Source organism: Sphingomonas mali NBRC 15500 (genome assembly GCF_001598415.1).
GTDB classification, from domain to species: domain Bacteria; phylum Pseudomonadota; class Alphaproteobacteria; order Sphingomonadales; family Sphingomonadaceae; genus Sphingomonas; species Sphingomonas mali.
The window spans coordinates 1-18,379 of record NZ_BCYX01000060.1 but is presented as its reverse complement, the minus strand read 5'-3'; the positions used below and the strand labels follow the sequence as shown (position 1 = coordinate 18,379).

Annotated in this window: 17 protein-coding genes; 10 read left to right on the top strand and 7 right to left on the bottom strand. The window is 62.7% G+C overall.

The genetic code is table 11. From position 1 onward, the window contains the following. Nucleotides 1-263: 263 nt before the first annotated feature. Nucleotides 264-1,292 (bottom strand): IS110 family RNA-guided transposase, encoded by a 1,029-nt coding sequence (locus SMA01S_RS22250; RefSeq protein WP_066827466.1) that lies wholly within the window; start codon nt 1,290-1,292, stop codon nt 264-266. Nucleotides 1,293-1,762: 470 nt separating this feature from the next. On the opposite strand from SMA01S_RS22250, the gene SMA01S_RS22245 reads away from it, so the two are divergent. Then, nucleotides 1,763-3,424 carry a hypothetical protein gene (locus SMA01S_RS22245; RefSeq protein ID WP_066827464.1) on the top strand — a complete coding sequence of 554 codons (1,662 nt, stop codon included), beginning with the start codon at nt 1,763-1,765 and terminating at the stop codon, nt 3,422-3,424. On the opposite strand, the gene SMA01S_RS22240 is transcribed toward SMA01S_RS22245, so the two are convergent. From SMA01S_RS22240 to SMA01S_RS22220, 5 genes are read right to left on the bottom strand one after another with little or no spacing between them, the layout of a single operon-like run. Then, the gene (locus SMA01S_RS22240; protein ID WP_066827462.1) at nt 3,361-4,488 is read right to left on the bottom strand and encodes a glycosyltransferase family 4 protein; all 1,128 of its coding nucleotides are present in this window, start codon (nt 4,486-4,488) and stop codon (nt 3,361-3,363) included. The two genes, SMA01S_RS22245 and SMA01S_RS22240, sit on opposite strands and share 64 nt — an antisense overlap. Before the next feature lies 1 nt (nt 4,489). Further along, nucleotides 4,490-4,894, bottom strand: coding sequence for a GtrA family protein (locus SMA01S_RS22235; protein WP_066827460.1), 405 nt, complete (start codon nt 4,892-4,894; stop codon nt 4,490-4,492). Then, nucleotides 4,891-5,745, bottom strand: coding sequence for a class I SAM-dependent methyltransferase (locus SMA01S_RS22230; protein ID WP_066827459.1), 855 nt, complete (start codon nt 5,743-5,745; stop codon nt 4,891-4,893). Before SMA01S_RS22230 ends, SMA01S_RS22235 begins: the two co-directional genes overlap by 4 nt. Next, nucleotides 5,742-6,791 carry a Gfo/Idh/MocA family protein gene (locus SMA01S_RS22225; RefSeq protein ID WP_066827457.1) on the bottom strand — a complete coding sequence of 350 codons (1,050 nt, stop codon included), beginning with the start codon at nt 6,789-6,791 and terminating at the stop codon, nt 5,742-5,744. The genes SMA01S_RS22230 and SMA01S_RS22225 overlap by 4 nt, the downstream gene beginning before the upstream one ends. Continuing rightward, on the bottom strand, nt 6,788-8,017 hold the full coding sequence (locus tag SMA01S_RS22220) for a glycosyltransferase family 2 protein (protein ID WP_066827455.1): 1,230 nt from the start codon (nt 8,015-8,017) through the stop codon (nt 6,788-6,790). Before SMA01S_RS22220 ends, SMA01S_RS22225 begins: the two co-directional genes overlap by 4 nt. 1,151 nt (nt 8,018-9,168) lie before the next feature. Between SMA01S_RS22220 and SMA01S_RS22215 the strand changes: the two genes are divergently transcribed. The 9 genes from SMA01S_RS22215 to SMA01S_RS22180 all read left to right on the top strand — a co-directional run bounded on the left by SMA01S_RS22215 (nt 9,169) and on the right by SMA01S_RS22180 (nt 17,540). Continuing rightward, on the top strand, nt 9,169-11,190 hold the full coding sequence (locus SMA01S_RS22215) for a conjugal transfer protein TraG (RefSeq protein WP_066827452.1): 2,022 nt from the start codon (nt 9,169-9,171) through the stop codon (nt 11,188-11,190). Between the two features lie 2 nt (nt 11,191-11,192). Beyond that, complete coding sequence (locus SMA01S_RS22210; protein ID WP_066827450.1) at nt 11,193-11,597, top strand: CopG family transcriptional regulator; 405 nt, start codon at nt 11,193-11,195, stop codon at nt 11,595-11,597. Continuing rightward, the gene (trbB, locus tag SMA01S_RS22205) at nt 11,594-12,580 is read left to right on the top strand and encodes a P-type conjugative transfer ATPase TrbB (protein ID WP_066827449.1); all 987 of its coding nucleotides are present in this window, start codon (nt 11,594-11,596) and stop codon (nt 12,578-12,580) included. Before SMA01S_RS22210 ends, trbB begins: the two co-directional genes overlap by 4 nt. 50 nt (nt 12,581-12,630) lie before the next feature. After that, nucleotides 12,631-12,954 (top strand): TrbC/VirB2 family type IV secretion system protein, encoded by a 324-nt coding sequence (locus SMA01S_RS22200; RefSeq protein WP_066827468.1) that lies wholly within the window; start codon nt 12,631-12,633, stop codon nt 12,952-12,954. Then, nucleotides 12,951-13,223: a VirB3 family type IV secretion system protein gene (locus SMA01S_RS22195; protein WP_066827448.1), complete on the top strand. Its 273-nt coding sequence runs from the start codon at nt 12,951-12,953 to the stop codon at nt 13,221-13,223. The genes SMA01S_RS22200 and SMA01S_RS22195 overlap by 4 nt, the downstream gene beginning before the upstream one ends. Beyond that, complete coding sequence (gene trbE, locus SMA01S_RS22190) at nt 13,217-15,628, top strand: conjugal transfer protein TrbE (protein WP_066827447.1); 2,412 nt, start codon at nt 13,217-13,219, stop codon at nt 15,626-15,628. The genes SMA01S_RS22195 and trbE overlap by 7 nt, the downstream gene beginning before the upstream one ends. Further along, complete coding sequence (locus SMA01S_RS24730; RefSeq protein ID WP_157094095.1) at nt 15,579-16,184, top strand: hypothetical protein; 606 nt, start codon at nt 15,579-15,581, stop codon at nt 16,182-16,184. The genes trbE and SMA01S_RS24730 overlap by 50 nt, the downstream gene beginning before the upstream one ends. A gap of 229 nt (nt 16,185-16,413) precedes the next feature. Continuing rightward, complete coding sequence (locus tag SMA01S_RS25325; RefSeq protein ID WP_066827445.1) at nt 16,414-16,686, top strand: acyltransferase family protein; 273 nt, start codon at nt 16,414-16,416, stop codon at nt 16,684-16,686. Next, on the top strand, nt 16,686-17,540 hold the full coding sequence (locus tag SMA01S_RS22180; RefSeq protein WP_066827444.1) for an acyltransferase family protein: 855 nt from the start codon (nt 16,686-16,688) through the stop codon (nt 17,538-17,540). Before SMA01S_RS25325 ends, SMA01S_RS22180 begins: the two co-directional genes overlap by 1 nt. Nucleotides 17,541-18,028: 488 nt before the next feature. Here SMA01S_RS22180 and SMA01S_RS25040 read toward each other — a convergent pair. Continuing rightward, on the bottom strand, nt 18,029-18,379 hold a 351-nt coding region (locus tag SMA01S_RS25040), incomplete at its 5' end, for a hypothetical protein (protein ID WP_218016945.1).

Here is an 18,379-nt window from a genome sequence, read left to right as displayed (position 1 = left end):
AACGGCCCTCCGTTGGCAAGGGGTTTTTCGAAGCTCTGCATTCCGCTGGTCGAGGCGGCCATGTGTCCGGCCTTTCGATGCGGCTTTGTCATGCGCCGCTGGCCATGATGCCTTTCGCGCGAACCGGGTCCCGACCTATTGCTCGCGCTCGAAGCGCCACGGCCCAAAATGGGTTTTCCCGATCCGGCGGTTTCAACCGGCTTAGTGCATCAACTCCTCTTTGCCCTTCCCAACCTCGTATGCGCGAACCTCGCGCTAACGTTCTACGCCGCTATCCGCATCGGCTCGCGATAGCGTTCGCCGCTGGTCATCAGCGCCCAGACCATCCGCGCGTTCTTGTTGGCGAGCGCCACCGCGGCAACCTTGGTAGGCCGGCGGGCGAGCAGTTGGACCAACCAAGGCCGCTTTGTGCCGTGTCGCTGCGCGTAACGGATTACCGCCATGGCGCCGACAACGAGCATCTGCCTGAGATAGCGGTTGCCGGCGCGCGTTATGCTGCCGAGCCGATCCTTCCCACCAGACGAGTTCTGCTTGGGTACGAGGCCGATCCAGGCAGCTAGATCGCGACCTGTCCTGAACATGGTGGGGTCGGCGACCGAGGCGACGAACGCGCTCGCCAGGAGCGGCCCCACGCCCGGGATATCCATCAGCCTGCGACCGAGTTCGGTTCGCCGTGCGCTGGCAAGCACGCGCCGATCGTTCTTGAGGATCTGCTGCTTCACCACTTCGAGCTGCGCTGCCAGCATCTGCAGACACATACGCGCATCCTCCGGAACGCGATCGTCGCTTGCGTCGGCGACCACGTCGAGCAGCCGATCAACGCCGAGCCTGCCAACGGGAGCCACGACGCCGAACTCCGAGATGTGAGCACGGATCGCGTTAGAAATCTGCGTGCGCTGCCGGTTCAGCATCAGCCGCACCCGGTGCAACATCATCAGGCTCTGCTGCTCCGGGCTCTTCACCGCAACGAAGCGCATCGTCGGGCGTGTCACCGCCTCGCAGATCGCCTCGGCATCGGCCGCATCGTTCTTCCCGCGCTTGACGTAGGGCTTCACGTACTGCGCCGGCATCAGCTTCACGTCGTGGCCGAGCGCGGTCAGTTCGCGCGCCCAGTAATGCGAGTTGTTGCACGCCTCGATGCCCACGAGACAGCGTGGCAGCTTGGCGAAGAACGGCAGCATCCTCGCTCGCGTCAGCCGGCGGCGGATTAAAACCTTACCATCCGCACCTACCCCATGCACTTGGAACACAGACTTCGCGATATCCAGGCCGATCGTTGCAATCTTCTCCATCGTGACTCTCCTTCCAGCTCAACCCTGCGATATCACCGCAGGAGGGGTGGAGAGCCGTCCACAGCATCATAAGCGGCCTGGCAGGTTTTGGGCAGCGCGCCGGCCAGAGCGGACATCATCCCCGTGGTCGCCGGGATGGCGGCTAATGGACCGGTAACGGACGGACATCTGCGGGTCTGATCGGTCGCGATAGCGGACGTTCTAAGCCATAGTGCCCCCAAACGGGGGGCGGATGGGCCCGGAGGGAGGGGCAGCTTCTGACCGCAGAGGTAAATAGCCGACGTCGAGCCGGATTAATTAAAGAGCCCGTACCAACCGATGAATGGCGGATTTTGCTCACGCGGCACTTTATCGGCTAGTGCCCTGGCTGTCTGACTGCCGACCTAAAATGGGGAAATATGCAGCATAGCGATTGTAGCCGCGTATTTCGGTGTCTCACGACGGGGGCTGCGGGGATCACCGCGCTGTTTATGTCGGTCGCATTCACGATGGCGCCCGATTATGTGCCGTCGGCGCTCAATAATTCCATGTCGCGCCATCTATTCGTTCGCGAGGATCTGGCGGTAGGACTGGTCACCGTCGCCGCCCTGCTGCTGGTCGCCTGGGGGCCAGGTTTGACTCGACCCCAGGCTCAAATGCCGCGACCCTGGTTGTTTGCGTTCATTACTGCTGTCCTGATGATGTTCCTCTGCTGGATTGGCACACGGTTGGTCTTTGGCCGGTATGACTTCAGCCGTGACGAGCAAATGGCGAGTTTCGACGCCATCATCTTCGCCAGCGGCAGGTTATATGCGACGTTTCCGCCCGAAGCGCGAGATACGGCGGCGATCTTCAACCAGACCTTCATTCTGCCGATCGGAAATCACGAGGCATGGGTATCGGCCTATTTGCCTATGAACGCAGTGATCCGCGCGATATTCCTGCGCCTCGGCGACGCCACGCTGACCGGACCTCTTTTCGTCGGCCTTGGTGCGATCGCACTGTGGCGGATCGGGGCGCGGCTCTGGCCACGATCGGCGGCGAGCCAGATCGTTGCCCTGTTGCTATACGCCGGATCGTCGCAAATATGGCTGACCGGCATGACGGCCTATGCGATGAGCGCCCATCTCGGGCTCAATTTGCTGTGGTTGTGGCTGTTCCTCAAGGACCGACCGTGGGCGCATGCCATGGCGATCGCTGTGGGTCTGGTGGCTACCGGCCTTCACCAGCCTTTGTTCCATCCATTGTTCGTCCTGCCGTTTCTGACGATGCTGGCGGCGACAAAGCGTTGGCGACTACTGGCGCTTTATTGCGCATCGTACGGCGCGATCGGATTGTTATGGCTCGGCTGGCCGCTCTGGATCAGTGCGCATGGCGTCGCACCTGTCGCAAACTCTGCCACGGTCCCTGGGGTTGGCTATGCCGAGCGCTTCCTGCATGCGGCTACAGGGCTTCACGCATGGGGCGTGGGGGTGATGGCGGCCAATCTGGTGCGCTTCATCACGTGGCAACATCTGCTGCTGCTGCCGCTTGCTGGCTATGGCAGCTACCGGTGCTGGAATGCCGATCCGATCGCACGTGCGCTGGTGCTCGGGCTGATTTTGCCGGTTGCTCTCTTATTGGTGATGATGCCGTATCAAGGGCATGGCTGGGGATATCGTTATATGCACGGCCTGATAGGCAACGCTTGCCTGCTGGGCGGATACGGCTGGAGCCGGCTCGAAGAAAAGGGGCAAACTCCGTTCACTGCTATGTTAGCTTCCACAGTGGCCAGCTTGGCGGTTATCTTGCCGCTGCATACCATCATGGCGCATCAAATGGTCGCGCCCGTCGCGGCGATCGCGGCCACGCGTGACGCAACCAAGGCCGATTATGTCGTGGTGGACGATCTTGCCGCTCCATTTGCGCAGGATCTCGTGATTAATCGTCCCGATCTCGACAATCGTCCGCTCGTGCTTGCTGGCGGGGAACTGACGCCGGCAGCGTTGACCAGCCTGTGCGCGCGCGGGTCGATCGCCTTTCTGGACGCAACACATCTCGGCGGATTGTCGAAGGCATTCGGCGCTGCCGCGCCGGCTCCGACTCCCGCTTATGCGGCGCTGGAAGAGGCAGCGCGACGGCTTGGCTGTCGGGTAGAGGGGCTACCGAATTGAGCGACGATCTGCTCGGCCATCTTGCCCCAATCGTAGGTCGCGATCGCATAGGCACTCATTGCCGCCCGTTCCCCAGGAGTCATGCCGACCGCGTCAACGGCAGTAATCAGGCGCTCCGCCGATCCCGACGGATCGCTCAGGTCGATATCGATCGGATACAGCCACGCACTGGCGCCAGGATCGGCGCGACTCGCCTCTTCGCCGCAGATGACCGGCAATCCGCACGCCATCGCTTCCTGTATGACCAGCGGAAAACCTTCACCCACGCTAGGTAGGATCAGGGCGTCGGCCGCTTGGTACAGCGCCGCTAGCGACGCGCCCGAGCGATCCCGCAATACGCGCACGTTGGGCAGGTCCCAAGCATCCGGATCGATCGGCCCGTTTCCCGCAAGGACCACTTGCCGCTCGGGGCGGGCAGCGGCCATTTCGCGAATTATCGAAAGCCCTTTCTTCTCGACGAAGCGGCCGACGAACAACAGCGTGCTATCGTGCTTCCTCTGTACGGGCCGGAAAAGCGACGATTCCACGCCATTGAAGAGGAGCCGCGGCGGGACACGAAACTTCACCCCGGAAAAGGCGGCGCGTGTTGTGTCACTGATGAAGATCACCTGGTCGGCGGCGCGCAGCATGGGGTGCGTGACGAGCCGGTTGGCGAGCGCCATCACCCATCTTAGCAGCGAATTGGAAAACGGGATCGCCGCGATATGCTGGATAAGCGTTATCGGTTTACCATGCCAGCGGGCCAATAGCATGGCGGCGATCGAACTCAGATAGAGTGCGTCATGGACGATAACCGCGTCGCTCGTGCGAATCGCAGTGGCGAGGCGATGTAGCGCGCGAGGTCCCGGTATCGGCATCGGCAGCCCGCTCAGCCGCTCAATTGCGTTGATGCATGGCATAGCCACGGGGCTGGCGGTCCCCGCGTCCGGAAGACGGTCGTCGGCGCTGGCTGCCCACGACGTTTCGTGACCTTGGGCAGTGAAGCAGCGATTGAGGTGCCCGGCAACGCGCTCGACCCCGCCGCCATGCTGCTCGAAGAAATGCGTTACGGTCAGCAACCGCATGCTATGCGCCCAGCGACCGCGAGGGCCGCTTACCGGTAATTGCCCAGTGGCTAGCCAGATAATTGACCATCACCATCACCAGCGTGACGGTGGGCGCAGCCATAGCCATCGGCTGGTGAAGCAGCCCAAACAGGATCCATAGCAGTCCGGTCGAAAGTGGAAAATTGGCCGCCATCGCGCCGGCATAGCGTAGAAATCCCCGCCAGCTCCGGGTGCCATGGAAAACGAACATGCAAAGTAGGAGATAGCCGACGACCACCATAATGCAAAACGACGTGACCGCCGCCTGCCACATGGATAGGCCTGCATAGTCTGCAGTGATCATAATCAAATTGTGCAGAACCAGACACGATCCGGCCACCACCGCGTAGCGCGGCATTACAGTGTTCGGGTCAGCCTCCGTCATTCGCGGTGGCCCTCGATGAGCAGGCATGATGCAATATCGACTGGCGTCCAGCGAGGTTCGCCAATCGCCACGTCGACCCCAGCCCGCATCAGGCGGGCCAGCGGGGTCGCGAGTGCGGCTGGCAGACTAGCCCCGTTCTGCAATGCGCGAGCACCGAATTTGCGCTGAATTTCGATCGGTCGCGCGCTATTGCCGAACGCGCTGTAGAGAAGCCCGCCAGTAAACCGTGACAATGTCTCCCAGCGGCGAGTCTCCCGCAGGTCGAGGTAGCCCAGGCAAACATCGAGGGCGAGGCCGTGGCGCCCCAGCATTTCCGCCCATTCGGCCGGCGACAGATAGTGGAAGTGTGCGAGCCGCTTGTCGAGCGCATGAAGATAGGAGGCACGGTCGCCCCAGGGTGACAAGGTGCCAGCCAGATTGTCGTGGAAGCCGGGCCCGGGGACGGTGAAAAAGAAGCGCCCGCCCGACTTCAACAACCGACCGACTTCGGCGATCGTGCCTTCAAGTGGCGGAATATGTTCCAGGACCGAATTCGATACTACGAAGTCGAAGCTCGCATCGGCTTCCGGAATGGCGTCGGCGGAGCAGGTATCGACTCTCTCGTAAAAGGGAAAACGCTGGGCGGCTTCGGTTTCTAGTGGGTCAAGGTCGATTCCGACGAGGCGACGCGGACCGATCTGATCGAGCAGAATTTCGGTCAGCTGCCCGTCGCCACAGCCCAAGTCGAGCCCCAGTCCGTGCGGTATGTTACGACTGGCCAGCGCGCCGATCTCGATCGCGCGCCAGAATGCTGTCGCAGGCTGCGCCGGATAGGCCGAAGTAAAGGTGCTGAACAGGTCGAGCTTGCTCATGAATAAATCGCTTCCGCTTGATCGATGATGGCGTGCTGCAACGAAAGAACGGCTTGTGCCGCCGCGGCGTTGATTGGCGCTATCGCCGCTGCATCTCCGGCGGCAGCGCTGGCGAACCGGTCGAACACCTCATCATTGCCGTAACTCAGTCGGCCCGTTAGATGCGGTACGCCGCTGGTGAGGTGCTGGAGCCAGTGTTGAAACGTCGCGGCCCGGCTGGTGCGCAGCACGCGCAGCGTATCGTGCCGGCCGTCATTGGGCAGCCGGATGTAGATATCGCGAAATATATCGACGATGCCGACCGCCTTTTCGCCGGCGACCATCAGATACCATTCGCTGACTGGGCTTTCGAAATTACACGCCAGCCGGATCGGAAAGTCACCCTGGCTGCCGCGAAACCAAGCCTCTACCCGGGCCGGCGTGGAGAGGCCAGCCCGGCTCGGGACGACAAGCGATCGGGCCAGCGATAATTCGCCGGCAACTGCGCGCAACAGGTAGAGCAGGTGCGGACTCTCGTCGTAAAACAGCCCAAATGGTAGCTCTTCGCACCAGGTCGGCAAGCGCCGCTGCGGATTGCCGAATTGAACCGCGTCGACGCTGCTGACCGTGCCGAGCGCTCCATCGACAATATCGCCAAGCAGCCGGCGCGTGGAGCGGGCGAACTGGAAATTGTGAACGATCGCCAGCTGGCGGTCGCCAGCTGCCGCTTCGGCTAGCAATATCTCTCCTTCGGCCACGGTCATCGTGAACGGCTTCTCGGTCAGGACGTGTTTGCCGAGCGCGATGGCTTCGCGAACGAGCGCGAAATGGGCCATCGGAGCGGTGGCGACCGTGATCGCGTCGACCTGATCGAGCCAAGCGACAGAGCTCAGGTCCGATGTCTGGCTATTGTGTCGATAATGGTACCTTGCAGCAACGTCTTGCGCTCGCCCTGGCGCACGATCGATGACGCCGACGACGTCGAACCGGTTGGATCGCTGCATCGACTGCAAGTGCCGGTTGAGACATACCCAACCCAGCCCGACCGCCGCGACGCGAAGCGTCATGCCAATTGTCCCCTTGCCCGCACGAAATCGGCCGAGTGACCCCCGATAATGGCGATCATGAAGCCGCCGAATATGGTCTGGAGCCCGATCGCGCCGATCACGCCGGCCAATACAATAGGAAGGACGCTCGCCGGCGCTGCGAAATTGCCCGCGCGCCACTGCCAACCAATCGCTGCCAACATTGCCATGGCGATCGCCAGAAACATCGCGCCCAGCCCCAGCATAGTCTCGAGCTTTAGCAGCAGCCCCAGTCGGCTGATCGATGGGCGCAAGCGGCGATATCCCTCGCGCACACCGGCGACATGCGCCACGACCGCCATCAACGCCGCAAAATGCCCCGCGCTGAGCATGAAGCCCGCGATGATCGTCCAACTAGCACCGAATGGCCCCGCCCCCGGAATCGCACCGGCGTAGTGAAGCAGTGCGACCACAAGGATTGCGATTGCGACGCTGATTGCAGCGGCCGCTGGCACACCGAATGCCAAGGTCGGGCTAAGCATCACGAGATAGCGCAAATGCCGCCAGCCATCGCGCCACGGGCGCAGATGCGGCGGACGATCGCGCAGATCGACTGATAAAGTTGCGGGTGTTTGAACGATGCGCAGTTTCCGAAGACTGGCCTTCACCACCATCTCGCTGGCGAATTCCATGCCCTGGCCGTTTAGCTGTAGGTCGAGAAAAGATTCGCGTGTGATCGCCCGGAGGCCGCAATGTGCGTCGTCGACCCGGCTGCGAAACAGGAGGTTGAGAACGCCGGTGAGGATCGGGTTACCGATATAGCGGTTCTTCCACGGCATCGCGCCGGGCGCGATTCCTCCCTGGAAACGCGACCCCATGCACAAATCGGCCCCGCCTAGCAGCGCCTCGATCATCGCCACGCCGTCGGTAAAATCATAGCTGCCGTCGGCGTCGCCGATGATCAGAAATCGACCAAATGCGCCTGCCGCGCCGCCGATGATTGCGGCGCCATAGCCCTTGTTCGACACTGCGACGACCCGCGCACCGAGCCGCCCTGCTATATCCTGACTCCCATCGACCGATCCGTTGTCGGCGATCAGGATTTCGCCTTCCAAATCGAAACGCCGTTTGATCTCGACCAGCGCGAGCTGGGCATTGGCGATACAGTGCGGCAGACTAGTAGCTTCGTTCAGACACGGCATGACGATCGTGACATCAAGCGGCGCGACATTATCTTGGAACGCCAGCGGAGCGGTTGCGAACGACATTGGTCTGAGCACTCCTTTAACGTGTCGGTGCTAGACAGAGTTGGTTAATGAGTTCTTTCGCGGCACGGATTAGTGCCTCGCTTGGGCCCTCCCTTGAGCTAAATCTACCGGTCCACCAGTTCGCTGGCGCGACGCACATAGCAAATAGCAAATTCATCAAGTGCCCGCCGCCAAAGTCGGCCGCGACCACCACGAAGAAATGTTGTGGGGCGAACGGGAAGTTCGTTAAGTGCGGGACGCTGGGCGCGAAGCCGGCTTGATCCGACGAATCCAGAGCAGGTGACGGTGCTGGCGGGGACGGTCGAGGGATGTCGCGCGGGACTCGTCGTTTTCGGCTGAGGGCGGTATATATCGTCGGTTAGTTCGAGCGGCCGTACTATGAGTCTTGCACGCATCCGCTGCCTACTGGGCTATCATCGTCGCGATCCAGCTTCACGGCTCATCGGCGGCGGGCGATATACTTCCGTTTGTCGTGATTGCGGTATCCCTATGAAGTGGACGCCGGGCGGTTGGAAGTTGGATCGCCAAGCGACCGGCGATGACGAAAGCTCGCATATGTAGTTGTCTAGAGACCGTAGCGCGGGCAGTCGACCGCACACCCGTGATGATCAGGGGGAGCGACGGGATTCCGAGGCCGCGAGCGACCTAGACGTTCGTGCAACGCTCAAAGGCATAGCCGCCTAGTATGATATGCTAGTCGATGAAACGGACCGCATCGAAGGCATGCGGCGATGGCTCAATAAAACCTGAGTTGTAGTGGTTCAAGCGACCAACCGGCCGCGCGATCGGCGTGCGCTGAAGGGCCCTCGCTCGACAACTAACCACCCACTGGAACGCTGTTTTGGCGGCAGCGCCTTCGCACAGCCTTCGAGTACCGTCGGGACTCGCGAGTGCAAATCTGAACGAACGAGATTGGGACGTTTCCCATCACCGGCGTCGTCGTGCCCAAAAATGTGTGAATGAATGCGCGCACGGGTGCCGCAGGCACAAGCTGGATTGGCCGCAACTAAGGCGCATAGTGCTGTAGCGATGCACTGCGGGACCCCCGACGCACAGTGCCCGTCACCAGCGAGGCTCTCCCGAACGCGAGACAAAGAGGCGAGTTTGGCTTTCGCGCCCTTACCCCGATTCCGCTGCGCGCAGAGGTTGGCATGACTCCCACAAAACTCCTGATTGGCCAGATCCTTGCTGTCCTTGCCATCGTGATGGCTGGCATCTGGTTCGCGACACAATGGGCGGCCGAGGCGCTGGCCTATCAGCCTGAGCTTGGCGCTCCCTGGTTCCACGCTTTCGGCCGTCCCATCTACCACCCCTGGGCCCTCTTTGGCTGGTGGTTTCACTACGATGCCTATGCGCCAAGGGTGTTTGACGAGGCGGGTTCGATCGCGGCCGCAAGCGGCTTTATCGGTTGCGGCGCAGCCGTGTTCGGGTCGCTGTGGCGCGCGCGGCAGCGTCGTAAAGTCACGACCTATGGTTCCGCGCGGTGGGCATCCGAGGCAGAAATCCGACGCGCCGGGCTGTTCGACGAGCGCGGCGTGTTCCTCGGGGCGACCGACCGACGCTATCTGCGCCACGACGGTCCCGAACATGTCATGGCGTTCGCGCCGACTCGTTCGGGCAAGGGCGTCGGTCTGGTCGTGCCGACGTTGCTTGGGTGGAGCGGCTCAGCGGTCGTCCACGACATCAAGGGCGAGAACTGGCAACTGACCGCTGGCTGGCGATCGCGCTTCTCGCATTGCCTGCTGTTCAATCCTACTGACCCGCGATCAGCGAGATATAACCCACTGCTCGAAGTGCGCCGTGGCGAGCATGAAGTCCGCGACGTCCAGAACATCGCCGACATCCTGGTCGATCCCGAGGGAGCGCTCGAACGGCGTAATCATTGGGAGAAGACCAGCCATTCGCTGCTGGTAGGTGCAATTCTTCACGTCCTCTATGCGGAGGAGGAGAAGACGCTCGCCCGTGTTGCGGCCTTCCTGTCCGATCCGCAACGGCCGTTCACCGCGACGCTCCGGCGGATGATGACCACCAATCATCTCGGCACGCCCGACGCGCCGGTGGTCCATCCGGTCGTCGCGTCCGCGGCGCGCGAAGTGCTCAACAAGTCCGACAATGAGCGGTCGGGCGTGTTGTCGACCGCCATGTCGTTTCTCGGCCTCTATCGCGATCCCACCGTTGCCGAGGTGACGTCGGGCTGCGACTGGCGCATCGCCGATCTGGTCGAGGGCAAGTCGCCAGTGTCGCTCTACCTGGTCGTGCCGCCATCGGACATCAGCCGGACCAAGCCGCTGATCCGCCTCGTGCTCAACCAGATCGGTCGCCGGCTGACCGAGCATTTGCATGCGGAAGGGGCAGGGCGCCGGCACAAATTGCTCATGATGCTCGACGAGTTCCCGGCACTCGGCCGGCTCGACTTCTTCGAGACCAGTCTCGCGTTCCTCGCCGGCTACGGCGTCCGTGCCTTCCTGATCGCGCAATCCTTGAACCAGATCGAGAAGGCCTATGGTGAGCACAACGCGATCCTCGACAATTGCCATGTCCGCGTGGCGTTCGCGAGCAACGATGAACGCACCGCCAAGCGGATATCGGACGCGCTCGGCACTGCGACCGAACAGCGCGCGATGCGCAACTATGCGGGGCACCGGCTCGCGCCCTGGCTCGCGCATGTCATGGTCAGCCGGCAGGAGACCGCCCGCGCGCTGCTGACGCCCGGCGAGGTGATGCAGCTCGCGCCGACCGACGAGCTGGTCCTGGTCGCGGGCACACCGCCCATTCGCGCGCGAAAGCTGCGTTACTACGAGGACGCCAACTTCAAGGTGCGCGTGCTGCCGCCGCCTGCGCTGGCAACCGATGGATATGGCGATCGCCCGGCGTCCCGCGATCACGACTGGCATACGGTCATTCTCGACACCGATGCGCGACTGGCCGGCGACGACGGGGAAGGGGGCGGCTCCGGGGGGCTCGAACAGGCGCGGCATCCCGGCCAAGAGATCGACAAGCCCGCCCCCGAAGAGGTGATCGTCGCCGATCCGCTCGGTCTCGGCGACGACGATATCGACGCCGCCGGCGATAAGCGGGCGATGGATCAGGCCCGCGCGCTGGGCACGGCGCGGACGGTTTATACGATCGACGCCGGCGGCGGCCGGCCCGGCGATCTTCAGCTGGACGTGTGACGATGGTCGACAAGATCCGCCACCAATTGTTCCTGCCGAAACCGCTCAGCGATCGGCTCGAAGCGCTGGCGGCAAAGCCCGGCGCCTCCAAGTCGGCGATCCTGGCCGATGCAGTGACCGCCTGGCTCAATCGCCGCGGCGCGTCCGAGCTCGACGACCGTTTCGGTCTGCGGCTCGATCGGATGACCAATGCGCTCGGTCGGATCGAGCGCAACGACCATATCCTGCTCGAGTCGCTCGCCTTGTTCGTACGCTACGAGCTCGCGATCCACGCCCCGCTCGCCGAAAACGACGAGGCCGGCCGCGCGATCGCGCGCAAGCGGTTCGAGGCGTTCGTCGCGCAGGTGGCAAGGCAGATCGCCACCGGCCGGCGTACGTTCGGCGCGAACCCCGAAGACAATCGATGACCGGCGCGGTCTCCGCCGAACGCCGCCGCGCGATGCTGCGCACTGCGATGGGGCCAGCGATCGCCGCGGCGATGGCCGACAGCCGGGTCGTCGAGATCATGGTCAATCCAGACGGCGCTCTGCGCGTCGACATATTGGGCGAGGGCAGGGTGGAAACCGACGTCCAACTCGACGCAGCCCAGATCGAACGGATCATCCGGCTGGTCGCGAGCCATGCCCGGGCCGAGGTGCATGGCGACGCGCCGATCGTCTCGGCCGAACTGCCGCCGCACATGGAGGGGCGCGCCGGCGAGCGTTTCGAAGGCGTGCTGCCGCCGGTTTCGGTCGGCCCTTGCTTTTCGATTCGCAAGCCTGCCGAGCGCCTTTACGGCCTCGACGATTATGTGACCGACGGGTTCATGACCGAGGCGGCTGCTGACCGACTGAAGACAGCGGTCGCCCAGCGGTTCAACATCCTCGTCGCCGGCGGCACCAGTTCGGGCAAGACCACGCTCGCCAATGCGCTGCTCGCCGAGATGGCCTGGATAGACGAACGCGTGATCCTGATCGAGGACACGCGCGAGCTGCAGAGCCCGGCGCCCGACACGGTGGCGCTGCGCACCCGGCCCGGCATGGTCAGCATGACGGACTTGGTTCGGTCGACGCTCCGGCTGCGCCCCGATCGCATCATTGTCGGCGAGGTGCGCGGCCCGGAGGCGCTCGACATGCTCAAGGCGTGGAACACCGGCCATCCGGGCGGGATCGCCACGGTTCACGCCAACAGTGCGATGGCGGCGCTCTACCGGGTCGAGCAGCTCGTCCAGGAAGCCGTGGTCACCGTGCCGCGCCGGCTGATCGCCGAGGCGATCGATATCATCGTCTTCATTTCGGGGCGCGGCGTGCACCGGCGCGTCTCGACCATCGCGCGCGTCACCGGCGTCGATCCGGACGGCGGCTACGGCCTTGTCGACGTTCTTTCGTCCCCCAAGCCCAAAGGAGAATGATCATGCGTTCTTATCGCCTTCCCAGCCATTGGTTCATCCGCTCCGTCCTTATGCGGCTCGCAGTGACTCTCGCGCGCGCCTCCGTCCTACTCATCACTCTGGCGGCCGCCCTGGTCCAGAAGGCTCTGGCTGCCGGCTCGGGCATGCCCTGGGAGCAGCCGCTCCAGCAGGTATTGGAATCGGTGCAGGGGCCGGTCGCCAAGATCGTGGCGGTAATGATCATCATCGTAACCGGCCTGACGCTGGCGTTCGGCGAGACGGCGGGCGGCTTCCGCCGCCTCATCCAGATCGTCTTCGGCCTGTCGATCGCGTTCGCCGCCTCGAGCTTCTTCCTGTCCTTCTTTAGCTTCGGCGGCGGAGCGCTGATCTCGTGATCGGCGCGGGATCGCATATCGACGGGTTCGAGGTTCCCATCCATGCGAGCCTCGGTTCGCCGATCCTGCTGGGCGGCGCGCCGCGCGGGATCGCGATCGTCAACGGCACCATCGCCGCAGCGGTCGGCCTCGGCCTGCAGCAATGGGTGGTCGGGCTCGCGCTTTGGGCGATCGGACATAGCGTTGCCGTTTTCGCCGCGCGTCGCGACCCGGATTTCGCACGCATTCTCATCCGCCATCTTCGACAGAAAGGTCATCTCGCGTGCTGAACCTCGCCGAATATCGCAGCCGTGCGGACCGGCTGGTCGACCATCTGCCCTGGGCGGCGTTGGTCGGCCCCGGCGTCGTGCTCAACAAGGATGGCAGTTTCCAGCGGACGCTGGCCTTCCGCGGCCCCGACCTGGAATCGGCGACCGAGGCCGAGTTGGTCTCAGCCTGTGCCCGGGCGAACAACGTGCTGAAGCGCTTCGGGACCGGCTGGGCGCTCTTCTTCGAGGCAGAACGGCGCGAGGCGGCGGCCTATCCCGACAGCGATTTTCCGGATGCGGCAAGCTGGCTGGTCGATCAGGAGCGGCGGGCCACGTTTCTTGCCGAAGGAGAGCATTTCGAGAGCGCCTATCATCTGACCCTCCTCTGGCTGCCGCCGGCGGACAAGGTTGATGCCGCCGGGCGCTCGCTGGTGGAGCGGTCCGAAGCCGAGCAGGGGCGCGACTGGCACGCGGACTTGGCGAGCTTCTTGGCCGAGACCGATCGCGCGCTCGATCTCTTCTCCGGTTTCATGCCCGAGGTGCGCGCGCTCGATGACGGCGAGACCTTGACCTATCTCCATGCTACGATTTCGGGCCGGCGCCATCCGGTCACCGTCCCGGACGTGCCGATGTATCTGGACGGGCTGCTTGCCGATACGCCGCTGGTCGGCGGCCTCGAGCCGATGCTCGGCGCTGCGCATGTCCGGACGCTCAGCGTGCGCGGCTTCCCCAATGTCAGCCGTCCGGGCATCCTCGACGCACTCAACCATCAGGATTTCGCCTATCGCTGGGTCACGCGGTTCGTGCCGCTGGACAAGAGCGACGCGACGAAGGTGCTCACCAGGCTACGGCGCCAATGGTTCAACAAGCGCAAATCGATCACCGCGCTGCTGCGCGAGGTGCTCTACAACCAGCCGGTCCAGCTCATGGACAGCGATGCCGACAACAAGGTCGTCGATGCCGATCTGGCGCTACAGGAACTTGGCGGCGATCATGTCGCGTTCGGCTATCTGACGACGACGATCACCGTCACCGACGAGGATCGCTCAGCGGTCGAAGAAAAGGTTCGTACCGTCGAGCGGATCGTCAACGGGCTCGGCTTCACCACGATCCGCGAGAGCGTCAACGCCGTCGAGGCCTGGCTGTCGTCGCTGCCCGGCCACGTTTATGCCAATGTCCGCCAGCCGCTGGTCCATACCTTGAATCTCGCGCACCTGATGCCGCTGTCGAGCGTGTGGGCGGGACCCGCGCGGAACATGCATCTCGACGGACCGCCGCTTCTTTATGCGAGCACCGCGGGTTCGACGCCGTTCCGCTTGTCGACCCATGTCGGCGATGTCGGGCATATGCTCGTGGTCGGCCCGACCGGTGCCGGCAAATCAGTGTTGCTGGCGCTGATCGCGCTTCAGTTCCGCCGCTATCCGCGCTCCCAGGTCTATATCTTCGACAAGGGATTCTCGGCTCGCGCGGCAGTGCTGGCGATGGGCGGCGCGCATCACGCGCTGGGGCTTGGTGCCGATGCTGGCGACACGCTCGCGTTTCAGCCGCTCCGGAATATTGATGACCTGACCGAACGCAGCTGGGCCGCGGAATGGATCGCAGCTCTGCTGGCGCACGAAAAGGTCATGATCACGCCCGAGGTCAAGGATGCCATATGGTCAGCGCTCGCCAGCCTGGCGTCGGCGCCGATCGAGGAACGGACGCTGACCGGCTTGGCCCTGCTGCTCCAGTCGAATCCGCTCCGCACCGCGCTTGGCGCCTACACGCTGGACGGGCCGTACGGCCGCTTGCTCGATGCCGCCGAACAGCAGTTCGCGTTCGCCGATGTTCAGTGTTTCGAGACCGAGGCATTGATGGGGCAGGTGGGTGTGGTGGCTCCGGTGCTGACCTATCTATTCCATCGGCTCGAGGAGCGGTTCGACGGGCGGCCGACCTTGCTGATCCTCGACGAGGCTTGGATCTTTCTCGATCACCCCCTGTTCGCCGCGCGCATCCGCGAATGGCTCAAGGTGTTGCGCAAGAAGAATGTCGCGGTGCTGTTCGCGACCCAGAGTCTCGCCGACATCGCATCGAGCAGCATCGCGCCGGCAATCATCGAAAGCTGTCCGCAGCGTATTCTGCTGCCCAACGACCGTGCAATCGAACCGCAAAGCCGGGACGCCTATGAGCGATTTGGCCTGAACGAACGGCAGGTCGAGTTGGTGAGCAGGGCGACGCCTAAACGACACTATTATCTGCAATCCGCACGGGGCAATCGGCTGTTCGAGTTGGGTCTTGGCCCTATCGCGCTGGCGCTAAGCGGTGCTTCGGGCGGGAATGCACAAGCTGCGATGTCGGAGGACGCTGGAGATAGCTTCGCCGACCCCTTCCTTCGCAATGCAGGTCTTCCATGGGCTGCTGATCTGCTTGCGAGTTTCGGCCGCTAAGCGCGCAATTCGGGTCAAGTGGGCGATGCTTGAAACCAGCTGTTCAGCGAGTGCGAGCCACACGCACGTCATCACCACGGAGGTCAGTCAGGTGAGCAGTAAAATGCTCCTCCCAAAACAGCAAAAAGATGAACCTGCACCTTTGAAACAATGCAGCTTTTGTGAGGCTGACGGTCCCTCGATTCCGAAGGAATTTCATCGCATCCGATGCGCGCAGCTGAAGTCGAATTTTGTTGCTATCGCGGCCGTCGCCGATGAGTCGGAAACGAGCCTGACGGCAACTGCAATTCGAATCGTTGAAAGTGACCGCTCACCATCATTTTTAGTGTGCCACCCAGCGACACCCTGGCATAAGGTAACCGCGACGGTTCTTGGTCTGGCAGTCGAGCCCAAGCCAGTGATGCCGGATGCAGCGATCACGGACGATGCGGCAGCAACGAAGTACAGCAGCGATGTGGAAGGGTGGGGTGACCGTCGTGGGGCGGCTATCGCGCGGCTGTGTTGGCGCGCGGCGGCGAACAAGATGCCGCACCCGGATTCCCCGAAGCCGAACTAGCCTATCGGTCGCCCAAGCTGATCGCACGCCATTCACCTCGCGGTCGCCGGGTAAGGGCGACGCCGCAGACGGTGCAATTGGTTACGTCGAAGCCGGACCCGGAAGCTGAATTGCCCCAATGCTCCGTTGATAGGTTCGGTGAGTGATATCCGAAGCGGCAATATAATCGATCAAACATTCCCACATCATAGCACCTTGTCACGCTGCGTCGGCAAGCTATTCCTATCGCATGTCAACGCAGCGCTTCTACGGCAATCTTGAAGCATTGCGCGGGATAGCGGCTCTCCTGGTGGCGTTTTACCATCTTCAGTGGAACTCGCATTTGCGCGGTTTGCCAGCGCTCCAGAACGCATGGTCGTTCGTGGACCTGTTTTTCGTCTTATCGGGGTTCGTGATCGCGCTTGCCTATGTCGACAGGCTGAAGGGCTGGCGCGATGTGCCCGACTTCATGCGCCGGCGGTTCTTCCGGCTCTACCCACTGCATCTCGTCACGGTGTCGTGATGCTGGCGCTAGTCGCGGCCCGTTATGCCGCGGCACCCGCAGATACAGTGGCCAAGTATGGCATCGATGGCAGTTGGATATCGCTGATCCTGTCGAACCTGACGCTGACGCAGGCGATGGGCTGGACCGATCGCGCAATTCTCAACATTCCGAGCTGGAGCATCAGTACGGAGTTTTTCGCCTATCTGGTGTTCGCGGGCGTGTGTGTTGTGATGCCCTCGCGGCGCTGGCGGATCGCGGGCATGGGCATGGTGTCGATCCTCGGGTTTGCGGTAATCGCGCTTGCCGTGGGATCGTTGGAAGCGCCTCTACACCTCCGCTTTCTGCGGTGCCTCTACGGGTTCGGACTTGGCGTTGGCGTGTTCTGGCTGGTCGATCGCAGTCCGTTCCGGCTCGCTCCCGACATCGCAATCGTGATCCAGCTTACGATGCTTGCACTGCTGGTTATGATGCTGTCGGGCCTCTCTCGCAATTCCCCGTGGCTGTTATTGCTGCCCGTCGTCGACGCGGCGCTTATCACGGCGATGGCGTTGGACGAGTCGTCGTGGATCAAGCGTGCTCTCGAATGCCGCGCGCCGCTATTTCTCGGGCGAGTATCGTACTCCATCTATATGATCCATGTGCCCATTGTCGCGGTCATCGGGGCGGTCGTCGCGCGGCTGTGGCATGGCGATCTATGGGCGATCGACCCGCGTCTTGGAGATGCTCTGACGATCTTGTTTATAGTGACGCTGCTTGCCGTCGCCTACGTCACATACACCTATATCGAGGCTCCGTGGCGGGAGCGCGGAAGGCGGCCGGGCAGGGAGCGCCGGACGCAGACGAGAACTGACGAAGCAACCATAATCTGGTAGCGCGGGGATGGTCGCGGTGCTGGTTATGCGGCGCAATTACGCACCGTAGTTCAGGGCATTTGCCGGTTCGATTCCGGTCATGGCCGCAAAACACCGTGGCCAGCATAGCTGCGGCGGCATGGATGGACACGCGCAAATCGGGGTGAAGTGGCGACGGCCGTTAGCCAAAACTTGGCTATGACGTATTTGATAAACCCAGCTGAACGTCGAATCGGTCCAATACGAATCGAGCGCCTAAATGTAGCAAAGTTTCGCGACCCGAAGAGCTCCCAGGGGAGGTCTTCCCTTAACGGCCCGGTTTTCACAAGAAGATCGGGCCGCTTTCTCGTGGGTCGCCGCTTCTGTGATACTCGCGCAACCGATGCGGCGATTCGATCGCGATCCGACGTCAAGTATATATATTCGCCCCATCGGTGCCGTTGACAGCGCATCGCGCTCCACGAGGCGACGCCCGCACCGGTGTGCAGTTGCGATAGCGCCGCCAATGGTCACCCACGATTTTCCCTATTCCGACGTTCGGCGTTCATTAGCGCCAACGCAATGTGATCGCCTTGGTCGATCGCAAGAGCCTGATGTCGGCCATCAAGGTCTCCCTTAGCTCGGGTCGCCGAATGGTCGCTCCACCGCAAGTGGCTTGGAGCGGCGCTAGAGAAGCGATTTTTCTGGTAAGCGCTCAATGTTGAGTGCGACGGGTCGGTTCCGTTCTCGATTTGGAGCCATGAGTTCGACAAGCGCATGGAGCGCAGCTGCATTACGGCCAGGATGACTTTGCCGACCATCATCAGCGGATCCCCCGACAATAGGATCACTGAATCAGGACGCCAGCCTCGTCGCAAGGG